This is a genomic window from Armatimonas sp., from assembly GCF_031410135.1.
In the GTDB taxonomy this organism is placed as follows: domain Bacteria; phylum Armatimonadota; class Armatimonadia; order Armatimonadales; family Armatimonadaceae; genus Armatimonas.
In genome coordinates, this window is record NZ_JANNYP010000819.1 from 1 (window position 1) to 18,348 (window position 18,348).

The 18,348-nt window shown below is 58.4% G+C and carries 17 protein-coding genes, 1 pseudogene and 1 riboswitch; of the genes and pseudogenes, 8 read left to right on the top strand and 10 right to left on the bottom strand.

The features are described from left to right. A pseudogene (locus tag RMO15_RS33510) lies at positions 1–91 on the top strand (3-hydroxyanthranilate 3,4-dioxygenase); the annotation flags it as partial. Between the two features lie 6 nt (positions 92–97). Here the strand turns inward: RMO15_RS33510 and argJ are convergent. The 4 genes from argJ to RMO15_RS29945 all read right to left on the bottom strand — a co-directional run bounded on the left by argJ (position 98) and on the right by RMO15_RS29945 (position 4,728). Then, positions 98–1,324, bottom strand: coding sequence for a bifunctional glutamate N-acetyltransferase/amino-acid acetyltransferase ArgJ (gene argJ / locus RMO15_RS29930; RefSeq protein WP_309721822.1), 1,227 nt, complete (start codon positions 1,322–1,324; stop codon positions 98–100). Continuing rightward, on the bottom strand, positions 1,315–2,322 hold the full coding sequence (argC, locus tag RMO15_RS29935) for an N-acetyl-gamma-glutamyl-phosphate reductase (RefSeq protein WP_309721825.1): 1,008 nt from the start codon (positions 2,320–2,322) through the stop codon (positions 1,315–1,317). Before argC ends, argJ begins: the two co-directional genes overlap by 10 nt. 417 nt (positions 2,323–2,739) lie before the next feature. Further along, positions 2,740–3,426: a Crp/Fnr family transcriptional regulator gene (locus RMO15_RS29940; RefSeq protein WP_309721827.1), complete on the bottom strand. Its 687-nt coding sequence runs from the start codon at positions 3,424–3,426 to the stop codon at positions 2,740–2,742. Next, a complete protein-coding gene (locus RMO15_RS29945; RefSeq protein WP_309721830.1) occupies positions 3,427–4,728 on the bottom strand; it encodes a PASTA domain-containing protein in 1,302 nt (433 codons plus the stop codon). Between the two features lie 171 nt (positions 4,729–4,899). Here RMO15_RS29945 and nrdR point away from each other — a divergent pair, with 171 nt between their 5' ends. Together nrdR and RMO15_RS29955 are read left to right on the top strand one after the other, a co-directional pair. After that, on the top strand, positions 4,900–5,361 hold the full coding sequence (nrdR, locus tag RMO15_RS29950) for a transcriptional regulator NrdR (protein WP_309721834.1): 462 nt from the start codon (positions 4,900–4,902) through the stop codon (positions 5,359–5,361). Positions 5,362–5,383: 22 nt separating this feature from the next. Continuing rightward, a complete protein-coding gene (locus RMO15_RS29955) occupies positions 5,384–7,153 on the top strand; it encodes a polysaccharide deacetylase family protein (RefSeq protein WP_309721837.1) in 1,770 nt (589 codons plus the stop codon). On the opposite strand, the gene RMO15_RS29960 is transcribed toward RMO15_RS29955, so the two are convergent. From RMO15_RS29960 to RMO15_RS29970, 3 genes are read right to left on the bottom strand one after another with little or no spacing between them, the layout of a single operon-like run. Next, entirely contained in the window at positions 7,150–8,364 is a 1,215-nt protein-coding gene (locus RMO15_RS29960; protein ID WP_309721840.1) for a Gfo/Idh/MocA family oxidoreductase, read from the bottom strand. The genes RMO15_RS29955 and RMO15_RS29960 overlap by 4 nt on opposite strands. Next, positions 8,364–8,999 (bottom strand): superoxide dismutase, encoded by a 636-nt coding sequence (locus RMO15_RS29965; RefSeq protein WP_309721843.1) that lies wholly within the window; start codon positions 8,997–8,999, stop codon positions 8,364–8,366. Before RMO15_RS29965 ends, RMO15_RS29960 begins: the two co-directional genes overlap by 1 nt. Next, positions 8,996–10,531 (bottom strand): metallophosphoesterase, encoded by a 1,536-nt coding sequence (locus tag RMO15_RS29970; protein WP_309721845.1) that lies wholly within the window; start codon positions 10,529–10,531, stop codon positions 8,996–8,998. Before RMO15_RS29970 ends, RMO15_RS29965 begins: the two co-directional genes overlap by 4 nt. A 107-nt stretch (positions 10,532–10,638) precedes the next feature. Here RMO15_RS29970 and RMO15_RS29975 point away from each other — a divergent pair, with 107 nt between their 5' ends. From RMO15_RS29975 to RMO15_RS29985, 3 genes are read left to right on the top strand one after another with little or no spacing between them, the layout of a single operon-like run. Beyond that, positions 10,639–11,886: an MFS transporter gene (locus RMO15_RS29975; RefSeq protein ID WP_309721847.1), complete on the top strand. Its 1,248-nt coding sequence runs from the start codon at positions 10,639–10,641 to the stop codon at positions 11,884–11,886. Between the two features lie 8 nt (positions 11,887–11,894). Continuing rightward, entirely contained in the window at positions 11,895–13,004 is a 1,110-nt protein-coding gene (locus tag RMO15_RS29980; RefSeq protein ID WP_309721850.1) for a TIGR03364 family FAD-dependent oxidoreductase, read from the top strand. Continuing rightward, positions 13,001–13,672, top strand: coding sequence for an HAD hydrolase-like protein (locus RMO15_RS29985; RefSeq protein ID WP_309721852.1), 672 nt, complete (start codon positions 13,001–13,003; stop codon positions 13,670–13,672). The genes RMO15_RS29980 and RMO15_RS29985 overlap by 4 nt, the downstream gene beginning before the upstream one ends. A 176-nt stretch (positions 13,673–13,848) precedes the next feature. Here the strand turns inward: RMO15_RS29985 and RMO15_RS29990 are convergent, their stop codons facing one another. After that, complete coding sequence (locus RMO15_RS29990) at positions 13,849–15,258, bottom strand: sodium:solute symporter family protein (RefSeq protein ID WP_309721854.1); 1,410 nt, start codon at positions 15,256–15,258, stop codon at positions 13,849–13,851. Then, positions 15,251–16,027 (bottom strand): DUF1559 domain-containing protein, encoded by a 777-nt coding sequence (locus RMO15_RS29995; protein ID WP_309721857.1) that lies wholly within the window; start codon positions 16,025–16,027, stop codon positions 15,251–15,253. The genes RMO15_RS29990 and RMO15_RS29995 overlap by 8 nt, the downstream gene beginning before the upstream one ends. Before the next feature lie 54 nt (positions 16,028–16,081). Further along, positions 16,082–16,188: riboswitch (TPP riboswitch) on the bottom strand. Positions 16,189–16,321: 133 nt separating this feature from the next. Here RMO15_RS29995 and RMO15_RS30000 point away from each other — a divergent pair. After that, positions 16,322–16,747 (top strand): hypothetical protein, encoded by a 426-nt coding sequence (locus tag RMO15_RS30000; protein WP_309721860.1) that lies wholly within the window; start codon positions 16,322–16,324, stop codon positions 16,745–16,747. Here the strand turns inward: RMO15_RS30000 and RMO15_RS30005 are convergent. Further along, on the bottom strand, positions 16,744–17,307 hold the full coding sequence (locus RMO15_RS30005; protein WP_309721863.1) for a phosphonate degradation HD-domain oxygenase: 564 nt from the start codon (positions 17,305–17,307) through the stop codon (positions 16,744–16,746). The two genes, RMO15_RS30000 and RMO15_RS30005, sit on opposite strands and share 4 nt — an antisense overlap. Before the next feature lie 114 nt (positions 17,308–17,421). Here RMO15_RS30005 and RMO15_RS30010 point away from each other — a divergent pair, with 114 nt between their 5' ends. After that, positions 17,422–18,270, top strand: a complete 849-nt coding sequence (locus RMO15_RS30010) for a DUF1559 domain-containing protein (RefSeq protein ID WP_309721866.1) — start codon at positions 17,422–17,424, stop codon at positions 18,268–18,270. Positions 18,271–18,348 lie beyond the last annotated feature (78 nt).

An 18,348-nucleotide genomic window follows, 5' to 3' on the forward strand; every position in this document is an offset into this window, starting at 1 on the left:
AGCACCGCCCTTTAATTTAAAGAAATGGATTGATGATAACCGGGATAAACTGAAGCCTCCGGTGGGTAACCAATGCATTTATAAAGATGCCGAAAATTTACGTCGTGTACTCTGCGTTGATTTTGACATACTCGTAGGAGAAATCACAGGTGTAGAATGTGGCTTTGCCGTCTCCTGCACCTAAATCTACCGTGACGAGCACTTCGTCGGTCTTCATTGCTTCGGAGGCGGCGGCTTTATCAAAGGCTGCTGGGACACCGTTCTTGAAGACCTCGATGCCCGCAAGCGTCGCAGACGCGTTGTCCGGATCGAACGGGACGCCCGCGCGACCGGCGGCCATCATCAGGCGCCCCCAGTTCGGGTCGTTGCCAAAGAGCGCGGTCTTCACGAGCGGCGACTCCGCAATCGTGCGCCCCACTTTCTTGGCGTCGGCGTCGCTCGGAGCGCCGGTCACACGCACTTCGACGAGTTTGGTCGCCCCCTCACCGTCGCGTGCCACTTTCTTGGCGAGCGTGATGCAGACCTCTGAGAGCGCCGCGACAAAAGCTTCGAAGTCTGGCCCCTCGGGTTCCTCAATGAAATCGTTGCCCGCCGCGCCCGATGCCAGCAAGATGCACTGATCGCTGGTTGAGGTATCGCCGTCGACGGTCATGCAGTTGAAGCTCACGTCCACCGCGCGGCGCAGTGCAACGTCCAGGGCTTCGGGGGAAATGCCTGCATCCGTCGTCAGAAACGCCAACATCGTCGCCATGTTGGGCGCGATCATCCCGCTCCCTTTGCACGCCCCACCAATTCGAACCTCATATCCGTTAAGCTCAAAAGCAATTTGCGCGGTTTTGGGGACAAGATCGGTTGTCATGATGGCTTCCGCAAAGTTCTCTGCTATTCCCTCCGTTCGACCAACCTCGTGAAGCTTGTGAATACCTGCCGCGATTTTATCCATTGGCAGGCGTACCCCGATCACCCCTGTGGATGCAGTCAGGATAGTATTAGGTAGAGCATCACTCTCCAGGCGAGCCAGGCTTTCTAAGATAACCAACTCAGCCATGCGTTCATTGTCTGCGATACCTTCAGGGCCTGTTGCGACATTGGCACAGCCCGCATTTATAATAATCGCTTTGACAAATCCACCTGTTTCTTCTAAAACCCGCCGGTTTCGTGTGACAGAGGGAGCACACATTTGGTTTTGCGTCCCTACCATGGCGGCAGACACTCTATCAGGCAAGCCCAGTACCCAGAGCAATGCCATATCGAGAGCGCCACTCTTCTTGATGCCTGCGGCGACCCCATGCGCCCGAAAACCTACTGGAAATGTTACGGCCACAGACCGCCTCCTTCGAGCCCGGCAGTTTCGTCGAAGCCGAGCATGATGTTCATATTGTGAATCGCCTGCCCCGCCGCGCCCTTGACGAGGTTATCAATCACAGAGACGACAATCGCTTGCTCTCCCGTAGAAGCGACGGCGAGATGGCAGAAGTTCGAACCCGCGACGTCTTTGGTAGACGGCCAGTCGCCCGGCTCTCGCACGACCACAAACGGGCAGTCCGCGTAGGCAGTGCGTAGCGTCTCGGTTAACTCTGCTGCCGTTGCTTTTGTCTGGCCGTAGCACGTCGCCAGAATCCCACGTGTCATCGGCACGAGATGCGGCGTGAAGAGCACGCTTGCGCCGATATTCTGCTCAATCTCCGGCGTGTGCCGGTGGCCGCCGCCAACTGCGTAGGGGCGGACGGTCTCATTCATCTCGGCGTAGCGGTAGATCGTGTCGGACTTGGAGCGCCCCGCGCCACTGACCCCAGACTTGGCATCGATGATAATCCCGGAGAGCCTGTGGTGCTTGACCAGCGGCGCGAGCGCGAGGCTACTTGCCGTGACGTAGCAGCCAGGATTGGCGATGAGCCGGGCGTTAGCAATAGCCGCTTTCCCAACCAGCTCGGGCATCCCGTAGACCGCTTCGGCAAGCAACTCAGCAGGTGCGGGGGGCATTTTGTAAAATTTCTCCCAGGCCGCCGTATTGGTCAACCGAAAGTCCGCCGACAGATCGATCACGCGCTTGCCCGCCGCCAGAAGTGCCCCGGCGACCGTCATGGCGTAGCCGTTCTCCTGCGCTAAAAAGACCACGCCTGCCGTAATCTCCCCGCCTTTTTTCTTGCAGACCAGCCTGCCCAGCTTTGTCCCGGCAAGCCCCGGAAACGCGCTCGCCAGCGGCTTGCCCGCTGAGCTATCTGAGATCACTTGCGTCACTTCGACACCAGAATGCCGCGCCAGGAGCCGTGCCAGCTCCCCGCCACCGTATCCAGTTACTCCTACAATTGCTACTGTCATACTTTCCTCCTCCCCCGGTTAGAGCGGGGGAGCTTGAGAGCCTTTGGCTACAAAGGGCCACCCAGAGGGTACCCGGCCCATAAAAATCTGTATGGCCGGAACGGCCTTTGTAGCGCGGAGCGCTCTCCAGTCCCGCCGTTCCAATCGGCGGGAAAAACAAAAAAAACCGCCAGGGTTTCCCCTGCGGCCACGCCAAACCTTATTCTTTCGATGTTCTCAAACACGTAGCCGCTTACCAGAAAGGTCACTCCCTTCCGGTCACGGATCGCGTTTTTTATGCGCCTAGCCCGTGACCTCGGAGGGACGACGGACGCGGCGACGGTAATTTTGAGATTTTTGCATCGCTAGGCAGAGAGTATAGGCCAAAGTAAATCCGCTGTCAAGTGGCCTCAAACGAAAACCCGGCGCAGAAGAAAATTAGCAGAGCTGACGGAGGCGATCTTTACTAAGCACGACCAATGTGCTACCATCACGACGGAGAATCCCCATCTGCTTTAGCCGAGCCAAGCGGCGATTGACGGTCTCACGGGTGGCTCCAATGCGCACCGCCAGACGGCCATCGGAGAGGCTATTGAGAGAGATATGCCCCCGTGTGTCGGGTGTCGCAGCCTCAGCACTCTCCAGTAAACAGGCTGCAAGACGCGCTAAGACATCACGAGTCTCACTGGTGACCATACGATCCGAAGCTTCACGTAACCGTGCAGAGAGCGTGCGGATAATCTCCCACGAAACCTGCGGATGGGTCTCTAAAAAGTACAAGAGCTCACGCCGATCCAGCATCAATAGATCGCTTGTGGTATCGGTGATGGCATCGGCAGAGCGTGGCAGATCATCGAAAAGCGAGAGCTCCCCAAAGTGATCACCGGGGCCGCGCCATGCCACATGGACACTTCCTCCCTCGGGAGTGGCACGCTGGATATTGACATGGCCCGAGAGAATCAGATAGAGCGTCTCGCCAGCATCCCCCTCATGAAACAGCGCCTCACGTGGAGGAAAAACTCGCCGTCGACAGCGCAGCGCGAGGGGAGTAAGCTCCTCATCGGTTAGCCCAGAAAACAAGGGAATGCGCCGTAGCATCCCCTCGATCGTACCAACGCCGGCCAACTATTCCTCGCCACCATCGTTGCCGGATGACGCGCCACCCTCTTTTTCGCTGCCTTCCTCGGGCTTGGTCTCTTCACCACCGCTGGTAGATTCGCCAGGGTCTTTCATTGTTTCTTCTTCATCTTTAGCGCCGCTAGAGAACCAGATTTTCACGGTCGCTCCCGCAGCAAGTTTGCTCCCCGAGCTGGGAGATTGCTGAACCACTTGATCCGCTGGAGCTTTACTTGTCATTGGCTTTTTTGTCACACGGAAGCCAGAGTCAATCAGGGCCTGTTCGGCGGACCCGATATCATCACCCACGACGCGAGGAACGGTGATCTTACTACTTCCTCCAGAGCCAGAACCGCTGTTAGAGTTTCCGTCTCGACTCGACTTACCCGAACTACCGGACTTGTCTTTGGTAGACTTCGGATAGGTCTTAGGAGGAGCCCCGGGCTTAGGAGTCAGCTGTGCTTTGAGTTCCTCAAACTTCTTAACAAGGCCGCCCTTAGGGTTCTTAGCGTCCTTCGTTTTCTCATTGTAGGAATAGCCGCCGTACCCCAACCCACCTAACACCAACAACGTAACAATGGGCTTCTTGTAGGGTAGGATCATGTCGCTGAAGCTGGGGCGCTGTGCACGCGCTTCTTTAGCACGATTCCGGGAGTCCTCCGAGATGCTCCGGGGCTTGGAGGGATTTCCACAGAACGGCCCATCTAGACGCCCATAGAGATTGTAGACATGAACCACCACTTTGTGCTTGACTCGGACTTCTCCCAGATCGGTGAGGTAGTTGGCCCAGGGTTCGATTCCTTTTAAGACCTTCGCGACTTCAGACGAGAGCAGGATATGGTCTTCATCACCCAGGTCCATCACCCGTTGTGCGGTGATAATGCCCTCACCCGCTGCATCTTGGTTCCGGTTTAAGTCCTCTACCAGCGTGACTTCCCCCGCATGCACCCCCATTCGCATCTTAATATCAGCGCCGATATTTTGCTTCAGCTCGGTAGCATTGTACTTGAGGTGCTGGTGGATCTGCAGTGCGCAGCGCAAGGGCGAGAGCAAGTCCTTAAAGAAGAGCAATGCCATGCCATCTCCGGTCGGACGCGCGATAAAGCTATCGGTGTCCGCACGAGCCGCGATGACTTCCGGCATCTCCTGCACCATGCGGGAGAGCTCTTTTTGAGCGGCAACTTGCTGGGCTGTTTTCAGACGACTAAACCCAATAATATCCATAAAGAGGACATACGCACGCCGAAGCGAAGGGGTTCGCTCAACCACATCGGTGAGTGGCGCGTCCTGTGGCGCATTTTCAAGACTCATAACGGCAATGATCCCTCAGAGAGTACCCTGGTAATAATGATAGGTTATACCACAACGGGCTTTCCTTTAACCTAGTTCCTCTCTGTTATCGGCACTTGTTACACGACAATATACCTGGAAGACGTACTAGTATGGGGGAAGTTCAGGTAAAATCGAAAACTGTAAACAACGATGCGATGCCCCTACTGTGCCACTTTAGATAAAGATCATGTCCTCGACTCACGTCCCATTCGCGATGGAGCAGCGATCCGGAGGCGACGGGAGTGCGAAGCTTGCCAGGGTCGTTTCACCACTTTTGAAGAAGTAGAAGAGCTCCGGCTCCTCGTGATCAAGAGCAATGGTGCGCGTGAGCCGTTTCAGCCCAACAAGCTCCGGCGTGCAATCGAGCTCGCGTGCAAGAAACGCCCCGTCACGGATGAGGCGATCTCCCTTTTCGTCGAGGAGATTGAGCGTGTTCTCTATAAACAAGCCGAGCGAGAAGTGGCGTCCCGCGCCTTGGGCGAGCTCGTGGTGGAGAAGCTCCGCCAGCTGGACACGGTCGCCTACGTGCGCTTTGCTTCCGTCTACCGGCAGTTTGAAGATGCGCAGGAGTTTCGGGATCTGATCGAGCGTCTGCCCGAATCGGAAAATTAAGACAGGGTATACTGAAAGTTGCATGAAGAAGTCCTTTAGCCTCCTGGCTCTTGCGATGCTGGCTCTGGGTGGGTCGTCGTGCCCCTCCCGGCAAGATCCCATCAGTGGGAGTCCAACAAGCATCACCCCGGCCACTCCCCAGCCGTTTGATCCAACCCTCTTTGCCCCGCTCTCGCCTCGTGCACAAGACCGCCGTATCCCGGTGATCATGTACCACGATATCGTCGCCAGTAAGCGACAAAAGACAGTCTTTTTCGACTGCACCACCGATGAGTTTAAAGATCAGATCGCCTACTTGGAGAGCCAAGGTGCGACTTTTATCAGCGCGGAGCAGCTCCACCGCCACCTCGTGCGCGGCGACACCGTGCCAGAGAAATCCGTCCTGCTGACCTTCGATGATAACTACCAGGGCTTCTACAACAATGCCTATCCGCTTCTGAAGTCCAAGAAGATCCCCTCCGTGATGTTTGTGCACACGGCGTTTGTGGGCAACAAAAAAGGCCCGCACCCTAAGATGGACTGGGACACTCTCAAGAAACTCGATGCCGAAAAGCTGGTGACCATTGCCTCCCATACCGTGACGCACCCCGGTGAGTTTGAGAAAAAGCCGCTCGATGTTCAGCAGTCGGAGCTCTACGACTCCAAGAAGACTCTCGAAGACAAACTCGGCCATCCGATTCCCTATATCGCCTACCCCGAAGGTCGCGGCGATGCGGAGACGTTCTCTCTGGCGCAACAGATTGGCTACACGCTGGGCTTCACCGTAGAAAATGGCGCGGCAGAGCAGTCCCCCAATATCCTCGCTGTGAATCGCTATATTCACACCCGCTTAAAAAAAGCCTGGGAGGAGTGCCAGCAGCTTGTCATTGATGCCCCTGCAACGGTCTTTGAGCGCAATCTCTCCCCGACGCCCGTTACGCTTCAGACCGGCACTTTTGATGGCATCCGGCTGGCAATGGTCAAAGGTGGCAAGCCCATCTCGGTACGTGCTACCGACACCGGGCGTAAGTCTGTGGGGGAGTTTATCCGCGATGTGCCGGGAACCGTCGCCGGGATGAATGGGACATTTTTCGTTAACGCCGACCTGCGCTCCGTGGACAATGCGCTGATTGGCCCCTGTCGCACCCAAGTCGAGAATGCCTTCTTCGCCGATGAGGATAAACTCCGTATGCCACGCATCTGGAACCGACCTCTGGTGGTCTGGGGACCGAAAAAGATCGCCATTGTCCCTTTCAATCCCTATGCCTACAACAACGAAGTCAGCCTGCTCTCCCTGATGATGGACATGAGTGATGTCTTTCTGGGCGGCGCATGGATCGTCCATAACGGGGTTGCCCGCACCAAGAAAGAGATCGCTCCCTACGCCGCGCGCGACTTCAACGACCCGCGCAAGCGTGCCTTCTTTGGGGTGACGGATAAAGGCGAGATCGTGCTGGGGGCAACGATGGACGTTATCACTACGGAGATGATGGCCCGTGGTGCCGCCGCCGCCGGGGTTCATGAGGCCATTTTGATGGACTCAGGCTTCTCGACGAGTATCGTCTTTGATAGCAAGATTATCGCCACAGGCCACACCGCCAAAGACCTCCCCTCGCGCCCTGTGCCTCATGCCATCTTGCTAAATGGCACCCTTCAACAGCCCATTGACCCCGACACGCTCACCCTCCTCCAGAGTGCCGAAACGTCGGTGGGCGCGATCTCAGCGGTCGAAGCGATCACTCAAGAGCCCATTGGAGCCCGCCCCGAAGGTCATCCCGATCGGGGCAAGCTGGGGCCAAGACGGCGGCGCTAGCCTTTGTAGGGTAGCTCATAGCCCTTGCGGTAGGTGCGTGTGAGGAGGCGATTGGCCTCGGCTTCACGCCCCCCGCACTGGGTGATTTTTTGCGCCACGGGGTCATACTCCAGGTGCTGGTTGCCCAGCCGTGTGCCGATATTGCCCAGGTGACAAAGCACGGCAGAGATCGCCCCCTCAGTAATCGGGGCGCTGAGCTTACTGGGGTCACCCACGCGCACAGCGGCGATAAAGTCGGCGAAGTTGCTCTCTTTGCCTCCGGTGATTGTGACGGGCCTTTTATCTATGCGCATAACCGTGACTCCCTTGGCCCCGTCCACGATCATCCCCTCGGTGCCGTAGAAGACCGCCGCGTTCTCCTCACCGCCTTCAATGCCATAGTTGGTCCAGAGGCGCATCTCATACAGAATCTGACAGCTCTCGTACTGATAAACCACAGTCTGTGTGTCGGGGGTCTCGTGGTCGTCGTTGTAGAAGTACTGCGCCCCGGAGCAGATCACGGCCTTCGGGTAGCCCACCCCAAGCCCCCAGCGGGCGACATCGAGATGGTGAACACCGTCGTTGCCAAGATCGCCGGTGCCGTAGTCCCAGAACCAGTGCCAGTTGTAGTGCCAGCGGTTCTCCGTGAAGTCGTGCTTGGGGGCGGGGCCGAGCCAGCGGTCGTAGTTCACCCCGGCAGGCGGGGCGCTCACCGGCTTGCGACCAATGGGCTCACGGAGCTGGTTGTTGATCACTTTAGCGGTGTAGACCTTGCCAATGACGCCCTCACGGAGCGCTTTCACCAGAGCCTTGTGCAGGCTCCAGCTCCGCCGCTGGGTGCCGTGCTGGACGCATTTCTTATACTGCGCCGCCGCCTTGACCAGCAAGTTCGCCTCATGGACATTATGGGCGCAGGGCTTCTCCACATAGACATGCTTGCCCGCCATGAGCGCCGCGAGCGCAATCGGGGTGTGCCAGTGGTCACAGGTGGCGATGCTCACCGAGTCAATGCTCTTATCGTCGAGCACGCGCCGGTAGTCGTCGTAGGTCTTGACCCGGCCTTTGTTGGGCAGCTTTGCCGCCACGCCACTCAGCCGGGTAGGGTCGAGATCACAGAGCGCTGCCACCTCGCAGTTGGGAATCGCCGCAAACGAGCCGGCATGGTTGCTTCCCATGCCCCCCGTCCCGATCACTGCATGGCGAATGGTCTCGTTGGCAGAGCGCTGGCCCATCAGCGTGCCATTTTGAGGCGATTATTGACCTCATCCCAGTTGACGACGTTCCACCAGGCTTTTAAGTAGTCCGCGCGCTTGTTCTGGTACTTGAGGTAGTAGGCGTGCTCCCAGACATCGTTGCCCAGAATCGGAAAGCCGCCGTCTAAGATTGGGGTGTCCTGGTAGGGGTAAGACGCCAGCTCCATCTTCCCTTTTTTCACGGAGAGCCAGACCCAGCCACTGCCAAAGCGCTTCAGGCCCGCGTCTTCGAATGCCGCTTTGAACTTCTCAAAGTCCCCGAAGCTGCCTTTAATCGCATCCGCAATTGCCCCCGTGGGAGCCCCGCCGCCGTTTGGCTTCATTAATGTCCAGAAGATCGTGTGGTTCACATGGCCTCCTGCGTTGTTACGGACAACCATACGGCTCTCTTCGGGGAGACGCTCTAGGTTTTTGAGCAGCGCCTCGGCAGACGTCAGCTTACTGCCACCAGGCAGTTTCGCAACAGCATTGTTCAAGTTCGTGATATAGGTCTGGTGGTGCTTGTCGTGATGGATCTGCATGGTCTGCGCATCAATATGCGGCTCCAGAGCGGCAGGAGCGTAGCTGAGTGCGGGCAGCGAGAACGGCCCAGTGGGGGGTGTTTGTTGTGTCATTTGGTTATGGTCCAGTTGTCGAGTTCTTTGCCATCGGCGGCGACTTGCCGGGCGACGAGCTTTTTATCCGTGAGATCCACGATGGTGAGCGAGTGGGTGTCGTCTATGTACTTGGCGGTGAAGTCCTGTAGCTTGCCCTTTTCGATATTTTTATAGAGCCCGGCTCCGCCCGCTCCGGTGACGATATAGATCGGGGCCGTGGGCTTGGTGTTTTTTACCCCATCGTAGGTCTTGTCCAGCGTGATTTTACCCGCGACATCGCCCTTTGTGCCGCGCGGTTTCTCGGGAGTAAACTTCAGAGGATAGGTGCGCTGGTAGTCGTGGACATGCCCCGACCAGACTACAGAGACGCCGTATTTCTCAAAGAGCGGCGCGAGCGAGCGCATCCACTGGTCGTTGAAGTGCTCTTTATTGGAGTTAAACGGCGGGTGGTGGAACGCCACAAAGCGCCAGGTAGACTTCTGCGCCGCTTTTAGGTCACTCTCGACCCACTGCAAGAGTGCAGGGTCGGTCCAGTCCATGTAGTAGTTGGCATCCAGCACCGTCCAGTGCGCATTGCCATAATCATAGGAAAAGCTCGCCATGCGTGGGTAGCGCTCCCCCGCAGCCGTGAGAAACGCTTTGGTGTCGGCACTCCCCAGCGGTGAGGCGAACTTGGTGTTGCTGACTAAGGGGCCATTGAGCGGCTGGTTCCAGTAGTAGAAGTAGGCAAAGCCATCGGTCGTCTTTTCCAGCGTCGTCGAGCGAATGTCATGATTACCCGGTGCCGCCACCGTCAGAGTGGAGCGCAGAAGCGGCACGCCACTCTCTGTGGCGGTCTCGGCATTGTAGATGGGCCAGTAATTCTTCACGTACTCGCTCGCCAGCCCCTTGCCGTAGACGATATCGCCGGTGATAAAGACAAAGTCGGGCTTTGCCGCCAGGGTCTGGGCCGCGACTTTTTTCTGGCCCTCGGTATTTTGTCCACAGTCTCCAAAGACCACAAAGCGCTGTGGCTCTTTGGCGCTCTTTCGGGCACGGGCACGGGCGGCAAAGACGGGCTTGTCGGCTTTTGAGATGCGGTAGTCAAAGAGCTTTCCGGGAATCAGCCCCTCTAAAGGCGCACTCACCACGATCTCGGGCTTGATGACGCCCACGGCAACGGGCTTCGCGCTGAGCTTGCCGGTGATCTTCTTCCAGCTTCCCGTAGAGCCCGCAGAGCGCGTCTCGACGCTCCACTCGTCCAGCTTTGCATCGGCAGGCACGATCCAGAGCAGATCCACTCCCTCGGTCTTCTCCCCCAGCGCAGGCCGATTCCCCAGCTGCAAGTACGGCGGCTGCACAAAGGTCTTCTCCGGCGTAGCCACTGCCTCCAGCGGTGGTAGAGCCGCCTCGGCCACCGCTCCCGGCGAGGGACTTGCCACCGCGCGGGCGCCCAGTCCTCCCCCCAGCGAGGGAGTCTGCATCTGGGGCGTGGAGAGATTGGGACTTGTCCCCGCACAGCCCGACAGCCCCAGACCAATCAGAGAGCATTTCCATGCACGCATCGTCATGGTCTTATTCTACACCACTCTCAGGGCTTAGTAAGCCAATAGAAGAGCGGACGCATATTTTAAACGTAGATTAACCTAATCAAACTCTAGACAGTTATAATGGGGACGTGCGACAATTTATCTCTCCCCCAGCCAAAGCACTGCTCTTGCTCACTCTGGGCTATGCAGGCTACTATTTCTGCCGCGCGAGCTTCTCCGTGGCCAAGCCTCAGCTGATTGAGTTTCTCTCCGCAGGGGGCGCGATGGATGCAGCAGCGGCCAAGATCGCACTGGGCGGGGTTGCCTCAGCGGCGACACTGGCGTATGCCTGTGGAAAGTTCGCCTCAGGGGCCCTAGCGGACTTCTGGAGTGGGCGGCGCAACTTTTTAATGGGGATGGTCGGCGCGATTGTCTTTAATATATTGTTTGCACTCTCGGGGACGTTGCCGCTCTTCACGCTGGCCTGGGTGCTCAACCGCTTGATCCAGGCACTGGGCTGGCCGGGCGCGGTAAAAGTGACCGCAAGTTGGTACCCGGCTAGCAGCTACGGAACGGCGGTGGGAATCCTGAGCCTCTCCTATCTCTTTGGCGACTTTGCCGCACGGCTCTTTCATGGGGCGCTGATCGGGGCAGGGCTAGGGTGGCAGGCGCTGTTCTTCGGCGGCGCGGGCGTCCTCACGCTTCTTCTTGTCGCCAATGCTCTCTTTCTCCGCGAGAATGTCACTGCCAAACCCGCCACGACAAGTGAGATCGACGCGGCGGACGAGGAGCCCGAGCTAGACGCAAAGGCGTTTCTGCGCTCCCCAAGCTTCTGGTGCGTCTGCCTGATCTCCCTGGCGTTCACCCTGGCGCGCGAGACATTTAACGAGTGGTCCCCGACCTATCTGGTGGAGTTTGGGAAGCTCACTAAGGCCAATGCCGCGACGCAGAGTTCCTACTTTCCGCTCTTTGGGGGCTTTGCGGTGATTCTCGCAGGCAAGCTCTCCGATGGGCTGGGTCGCTCGGGGCGGGCTTTTATTCTCCTGCTCAGCCTGCCAGTGATCGCCGTGCTTCTCTCAAGCCTGGCGCTCCTGCCTGCGGGAAGCCCCCTGATTATCTTCGCGATCTCGGCGATTGGGTTCTTTCTGATCGGGCCCTACTCGTTTCTGGCAGGAGCGCTCTCGCTAGACTTTGGCGGGAAGAAGTCGGGCGCGACGGCAAGTGGGATTATTGATGGAGTGGGCTATCTGGGTGGCGTGCTGGCAGGCGAGAGCATGGCGCGCCTCTCGGTGGCGCTAGGGTGGAAAGGCGCGTTCTTCACGCTCGCGGGCGTGCTCCTGATCTCGCTGATCCCCGCTCTCTACTTCTGGAAGGAACAGAAAAAACGCGATGTTTGACGGAGTGTATGATGTTTGATGTCGCAATTGTCGGGGCGGGCGTTTTAGGGCTGGCCCATGCCTACCACCTGGCCCGTGCTGGAAAGAAAGTCGCGGTCTTTGAGCGCAGCCGCAGGGCAGAGGGCGCCAGCATCCGTAACTTTGGAATGCTCTGGCCCATCGGTCAGCCGCTGGGTGAGCGCTACGAGACAGCGCTACGAAGCCGCGAGCACTGGCTTCACGTCCTTACGGAGGCCAAGCTCTGGCACGAGCAGACCGGCTCGCTGCACCTGGCCTACGCCGACGACGAAGCCACTGTATTGCAAGAAATTGACTTCCCCAGCACGCAGTGGCTTGAGCCCGTGCAAGTACACGAGAAGGCGCAGGGCATCCGTGGCGAGAACCTGCGCGGTGGCTTGTGGAGCACGACCGAGATTTGCGTAGACCCGCGCGAGGTCATCGCCCACCTCCCTGCGTTTCTCACCGAGCGTTACGGAGTGACGTTTCACTTTGGCACCACGGTCTTTGGTTATGCCTCGCCCCATCTCAGCACATCGGCAGGGGCGTTTCAGACCGCACAGCTGATTGTCTGCTCCGGCCACGAGCTGGCTACACTCTACCCCGAGGCACTAGCCGCCGAGCAAGACCTCACGGTCTGCAAGCTCCAGATGATGCGCACGAGCCCACAGCCAGGGAGCTGGCGACTTGGTCCGATGCTGGCGGCGGGGCTCACGCTGGCACACTACGAGTCGTTTAAGAGCTGCCCCAGCTTGCCCGCGCTGAAGCAACGCCTCCACGCAGAGTTCGCCGAGTACGAGCGCTACGGCATCCATGTCCTCGTCTCGCAGAACGGCCATGGCGAGCTCACTCTCGGTGATAGCCACGAGTACGACGATGAAATCTCAATCTTCAACAACGAGCACATTGATGCGCTGGTGCTGAAGTACCTAGCCACTTTCCTAGAAGCCCCCGACTGCCAGATCGCCTCGCGCTGGCACGGTTTCTATCTCAAACACAAGACGCAGCCCTGGTGGATCGCTCGCCCCGACGAGCATGTCACCCTCGTCACGGGAGTCGGTGGTGCGGGGATGACGCTAAGCTTTGGGCTGGCAGAAAAAGTAGTGGAGGAACTCGGATGAGCGTCAAGCGCCCCGAACTCGTCATTTTCGACATGGCCGGAACCACGGTACACGATGAGGGCAGCCCCGTGCATCGCTGCTTGCGTGAGGCGCTCTCCAGCGCGGGTGTGGCGGTCACGCACGAGCAAGTCAATGCCGTCATGGGCTACCCCAAGCCCGATGCCATCCGCCAGCTGCTCATTAGCGGTAGCGAGAGCCGCGTCGCCGAGATCCATGCCTACTTTGTGGAGCGCATGATCGCGCACTACCAAACCAACTCCAAAGTCCGCGAGATCGAGGGCACGTCACTGGTCTTTGTGAAGCTACGGGAAGCAGGAATCAAAGTCGCGCTGGACACGGGCTTCTCACGCGACATCGCCCAGGTGATCATCGAGCGCCTCGGCTGGCGCTTGCTACTGGATGGCTCGGTCACCAGCGACGAAGTGCCCCGTGGCCGCCCGCACCCGGACATGGTGCTGGCCCTGATGGCACGCTTTGGAATCACCTCCGCAAGTGCCGTCGCCAAAGTCGGGGATACGCCCTCGGATCTTTTAGAGGGCACGGCGGCGAACTGCGGCTGGGTCATCGGGGTCTGTGAAGGCTCCCACACCGAGGCGGAGCTTGCCCAACATCCACACACCCATCTACTTTCCAATATCACCAAGCTCCCCGCACTCTGGGGAATTTAACCTTGTCTTGATACGCACCTCACTCCGGTGTCCTATGCTGGTCTTCGTACGAAACGTTGCGATCTGCGACTGGCGGCCAGGGTAGCCATGACTCCTACCCCCAGCTGGACTAGAGACGTTTGTGATGAGGCGTATGATGAGACATAACTACCCTTGCGAAAGTGAGGAGCTGCGGGCTAGCTTGCTCGCAGCTTTTCTTTTTTCTGCCCCAGTGCCCAGCACAGCAGCGAGGCTCCTAGCCCGACATAGATCGCCTCGATACCAAACGGATAGTGTGCCGCGTCCATGCCACCGTTGCGTTGCCCAACTACCATCCAGACCAGCGGCAGGCCCGTTCCCAGCAGCATGCCCGCGAGCGTGAACGCCGGGCGAGCCCGAAAGCGCTCCGGGGCGTAAGCAGTGAGTAGTGGAATCAGTAGACCAGGGACAAACGCGGTGCCAATGGTGTACCAGAGGCCCACCACCGAGGGAAGCAAGAGTGCGGCGATGATAGCGAGGACAGCGGCGATCAGCACCCCGATGCGGGTCCAGCGCACCTCGTCGGCTTTTTTGGCACGCCAGGCAAGATCACGGCCAATCGTGGTGGCAGCAAGAAACGTGTAGGAGATCAGGGTGCTCATCACCGTAGCCAGCATCCCCACCCAGAAGAGGCCTTTTGCAACCGGCGGCAGGAGTGCCTCGGCGAGCGCAGGGTAGGCATCTATGGGTTTCTCTAAACTTGGCAGGAGTACACGAGCGTAGCAGCCCGCACTGACCGTGAGAAAGTCAAAGAGCGCCCAGCACAGAATCGAGGCCAGAATCCCGCGTTGTGCCACTTTAGGACTCTGCGCGGCGCTACAGCGCTGGTGAAAGCCCGGATCGGCAAGGGTCCAGAGCGCGATGCAGTACCAGACAAGAATATAGGCGGGTGGGTTGCCACCTGCGAGGCTCTTATGGGTTGCGGGAAGCTGCGCGGCCAGCGTGGGCAGCCCCCCGACTTTGGCAAAACAGAAGCCGATAAGCAGGCCAAAGCCTAAAAACATCAAGAGAAACTGGACGAGATTGGTGCGCACATCGGTCTCAAGGCCCCCGCGCACCACAAAGACCACGGAGAGCAGCGTCCCAATCGTGACGCAGAGCCAGAGAGGGCCACCAAAGATCGCCTGGAGCAGTGTCCCGGTCATGAGGGCATAGGGGGCGGGGGCGACCAGGAAGAAGACCAGTGCCGCCCCGACGAGCGCCACGGGCCTCCCGTGTGCCGCCTCCAGCGTGTCGGGGATGGTGAAGCGGGCCGCCGTGCGCACTTTCGGCGCAAGCCAGAGGGCGTAGACCAGCGCGAAGAGATAGTACGGCAGCCCAAAAACCGTCCACGCGCCCAGTCCCGTGGTGTAGGAGAGCTCCCCCACTCCCAAGATTCCGCCGTACCACGTGGCCACGAGCGTGGCGACAAAGGCGGGGAGTGTCAGCCCCCGCCCCGCCACCAGAAACGCACTCGCGGTCTCACTCTCACGAACGAGCTTGCGCTGACGAAGCCCCACAAAGATCAGTGCCAGCGCGTAGAGCGCCAGCACCGCGTAGTCCGCAAGAGCGAAGTGCAGGCTAGTCACAGGCCCAGCCACTGTTGCCAAAGTTGCGCGTGGCATCGGGCGAGCAGAAGAGCTTGTCAAACTGCCCCGCGCTCACCACAAATTTCGCGTGGCCGTCCGCGAAGACAAAGCTGCCCCCACGCGGGTGCCACTGCTTGTAGTAGTCGGGGAAGTAGCCGTACTTTGCGCCGTTAGGGTCGCGGTCGCCGCCAAACCAGGGGAGCATCTCCTCGCGCATAATATACGTCTCGGCAGGAGCCTGGAACGCTGCATCGGAGATCGGGCCGGAGGGCAGACAGTAGTCGTTGCTTGGCTCGCAGAGCACGTTGTTTTGTTTGGAGACCCCCGAGATCACCGAGAGCGCCCCACGCGTGAAGCGATAGGAGCTGCCGTAGCAGTCTCGGTACGAGCGGTTTTTCCCCGGCAGATCCGAGCAGCCACCGTACTCCACATTGCTCGGCGTGTTCTGCGGCACCGGGCCACCCGCGTCGTCGGGACAGCGGAAGATGTCGCGACTTTTGGTGTAGGGTTGCAAGAGCACCTCGACCCCAAGATGCCCCGCAATATCGGCGGCAGGCTGGGTGTTGTAGGCATAGAAGATCGGGAGGGTCTCGTCGTAGTCTTGCCGGTACATCTGGAGCGCTAGGCCAATCTGGCGCATGTTCGAGAGGCAAGTTGTCTGTCGGGCACTCTCGCGTGCTTGGGCAAAGACAGGAAATAGAATCGCTGCCAGAGTCGCAATGATCGCGATGACAACGAGGAGCTCGATTAGCGTAAACGCGTGTTTCATAGTTTTCTCCTCGGCATCGAGAAGAAAGAGACGTGCCAGCAGGGAAGAAAACAAGCCAGCACGTTTCCGCTTCCCTACGCCGGTACGAACCGGATCAGGTTCTGGGGTCGGCAAACTTGCCCTCTCAGCCTCATCTTACAAAGGCTCCCCCAGCGGTTTCCAGGCATTATTACCACGACCCAAAAGCGCTTATGTAAACTAAATGTTAAATCTTTTGGCAAATCCTTGCTTTTTCCCCAAGAGACCGAGATACTGAATCCAACACAATCTCATCCTAATTGGAGGAACTCACTCTTGTCATCAAAAGACACTCTCTCGGAAACCGGTGCCATCTTAACCCGCGCAGGCGGAACCCTGTCCGTGCTCAGCGGTGTTGCACCCGAGCTACTGGACGCCGCACAAGTCGAGCTCGATGCCTACCGCGACGCGATGGAGACCCTGGAGACCAAGACCAAGGCACTGGAAGAGCACCTCGCCGCTATTGCCACGCTCCTGCCCGAGGTTCGAAAAGAGACCCGCCAGCTTAAGGAGCGCAACAAAAAAGCCTACGAGGTTCTCCAGAAAGTGGTTCACGGCAAGCCAATTGCTGCCAAAAAGCCCGCCGTGGTAAAGTCCAAGCCCATCCCGCCCGCTCCCACAGAGGCTAGCTTGGAGAGCGCAACAGCAGCTCCCGTGAAGGCTCCCACCACGCGACGGAAAACCGCCACCAAAACATCCTAAATCTGGGCTTCAAGCAGCGCTCGGTAGCTCTCCAAAGAGGGAGTTACCAGCGCCGTCACTTTTCCTTCGTCATCATAGCGACGGAGGCGCACGGCCCAGTCAGCATGAGGATTTCCCTCAAACTCCTGTGCCTCCCTCTCGCTCATGACCCCGCCCTGAAGTGTCAGGCTACGCTGTGACGCTTCCGAGAGAGAGTCGTGGTACCCAGGCTGGCGGGCACAGAGATAGCGCTTGGCCGCGACATGAAGACGCACGGGTTCGACGATTTCGGGGGGAAAGTGCCTCGCAAGCCAGCGTGCGCCGTGCTCCTCGTGCTGGGCATCTGTGCCTTTCTCGGCAATGTCCTCTCCCAAGTCATGGAGCAAGTGCCCAATATCATGGAGCAGACACGCCACCACCAAGCCCTCGGGCTCTCCGGCTTGCGCCGCAAAGTAAGCACACTGTAGTGCATGCTCCCGCTCGGTAACCTCTTCACCGTAGTGCTGGTCTCCCCGCAGGGCAAAGCACTCCATAATCTTGGCAACGACGCTCTGTGGCGTCTGAGCGAGCTCGTTCATCATCCCTAGGATACTCCAGTTCTCTTTCCCTTTGCACTCTCTTAACGTGAAAATAACCTCCCGTTAATCAAGACCTGAACCTAGACAGGGACAATGACCACGAAAGGAATTCTCTCTATGAAACCGAACCATAAATCAACTGGCTTCACGCTCATCGAACTCCTCGTTGTGATTGCTATTATTGCCATTCTAGCCGCCATTCTCTTCCCCGTCTTTGCACAAGCACGTGAGTCCGCACGGCAGACAAGCTGCTTGTCCAACCTGAAGCAGATTGCCATGGCAGACATGATGTATCTTCAGGACTACGACGAGACCTTTGTCCCTGTGGGGGGAACGAGTGAAAAAGTTTGGCCCGCAGGCACCGCCCCCGCACAGATGACACGCAACACCACCGACCCCGTCACCTTCGTAAGCTCACAGAAAGCAGTTAACGGCTGGTCACTCAACCTACTGCCCTACACCAAGAATCGCGAGATGTTCCAGTGCCCCTCGATGGACCGTAACTTCGCCGGCAACGGCGACTGCGCAGGCTTCAATGGTAGTCGTATGACCAACCACTATGCCTACAACTACTGGCTCGGTGGTGACGATACCTACCCCTTCGGTGACTACTTAACGGCTCCCAACGGCTCCTATAGATTCGCACAGCCACTCTCGCAGGCCGCACTTGCTCAACCAGCCAGCGTCATCATGCACTTTCACTCAGGCTCCGTTCCGCCCTACGGCACCGGCTGGGGCTGTGTCTACACCACCATTGAGCTCCCAGACTTCTACAATAAGATCCGTCCCCGTGTGAAACATAAAAACGGCGACAATATTGCTTTCGCAGATGGCCATGCAAAGTGGTACGAGCTAAAGCGAGAAGACTCCGCTGTGCGCGCAAACACCATCGTGATTGATGGACGGCGCTCAATCTGGATGTTCCCTTTCTATCCAGATAACAACGGTGGATACAGGGTCTACTAAGATGCGCACTCTCTTTACGCTCCTGGCGCTTCTTATCCTGGTCTTTACGATCATCGGCTGTGGCGAGCGCAGTACCGC

Coding starts and splice junctions, on each gene's coding strand:
- RMO15_RS29945 (WP_309721830.1), bottom strand. CDS start 4,728: ATGAGTCTTGAAAATGCGCCACAGGACGCGCCACTCACCGATGTGGTT.
- RMO15_RS30005 (WP_309721863.1), bottom strand. CDS start 17,307: ATGATGAACGAGCTCGCTCAGACGCCACAGAGCGTCGTTGCCAAGATT.
- argC (WP_309721825.1), bottom strand. CDS start 2,322: ATGACAGTAGCAATTGTAGGAGTAACTGGATACGGTGGCGGGGAGCTG.
- RMO15_RS29985 (WP_309721852.1), top strand. CDS start 13,001: ATGAGCGTCAAGCGCCCCGAACTCGTCATTTTCGACATGGCCGGAACC.
- RMO15_RS29995 (WP_309721857.1), bottom strand. CDS start 16,027: ATGAAACACGCGTTTACGCTAATCGAGCTCCTCGTTGTCATCGCGATC.
- RMO15_RS29980 (WP_309721850.1), top strand. CDS start 11,895: ATGATGTTTGATGTCGCAATTGTCGGGGCGGGCGTTTTAGGGCTGGCC.
- RMO15_RS30010 (WP_309721866.1), top strand. CDS start 17,422: ATGAAACCGAACCATAAATCAACTGGCTTCACGCTCATCGAACTCCTC.
- RMO15_RS29965 (WP_309721843.1), bottom strand. CDS start 8,999: ATGACACAACAAACACCCCCCACTGGGCCGTTCTCGCTGCCCGCACTC.
- nrdR (WP_309721834.1), top strand. CDS start 4,900: ATGCGATGCCCCTACTGTGCCACTTTAGATAAAGATCATGTCCTCGAC.
- RMO15_RS29960 (WP_309721840.1), bottom strand. CDS start 8,364: ATGGGCCAGCGCTCTGCCAACGAGACCATTCGCCATGCAGTGATCGGG.
- RMO15_RS29970 (WP_309721845.1), bottom strand. CDS start 10,531: ATGACGATGCGTGCATGGAAATGCTCTCTGATTGGTCTGGGGCTGTCG.
- RMO15_RS29955 (WP_309721837.1), top strand. CDS start 5,384: ATGAAGAAGTCCTTTAGCCTCCTGGCTCTTGCGATGCTGGCTCTGGGT.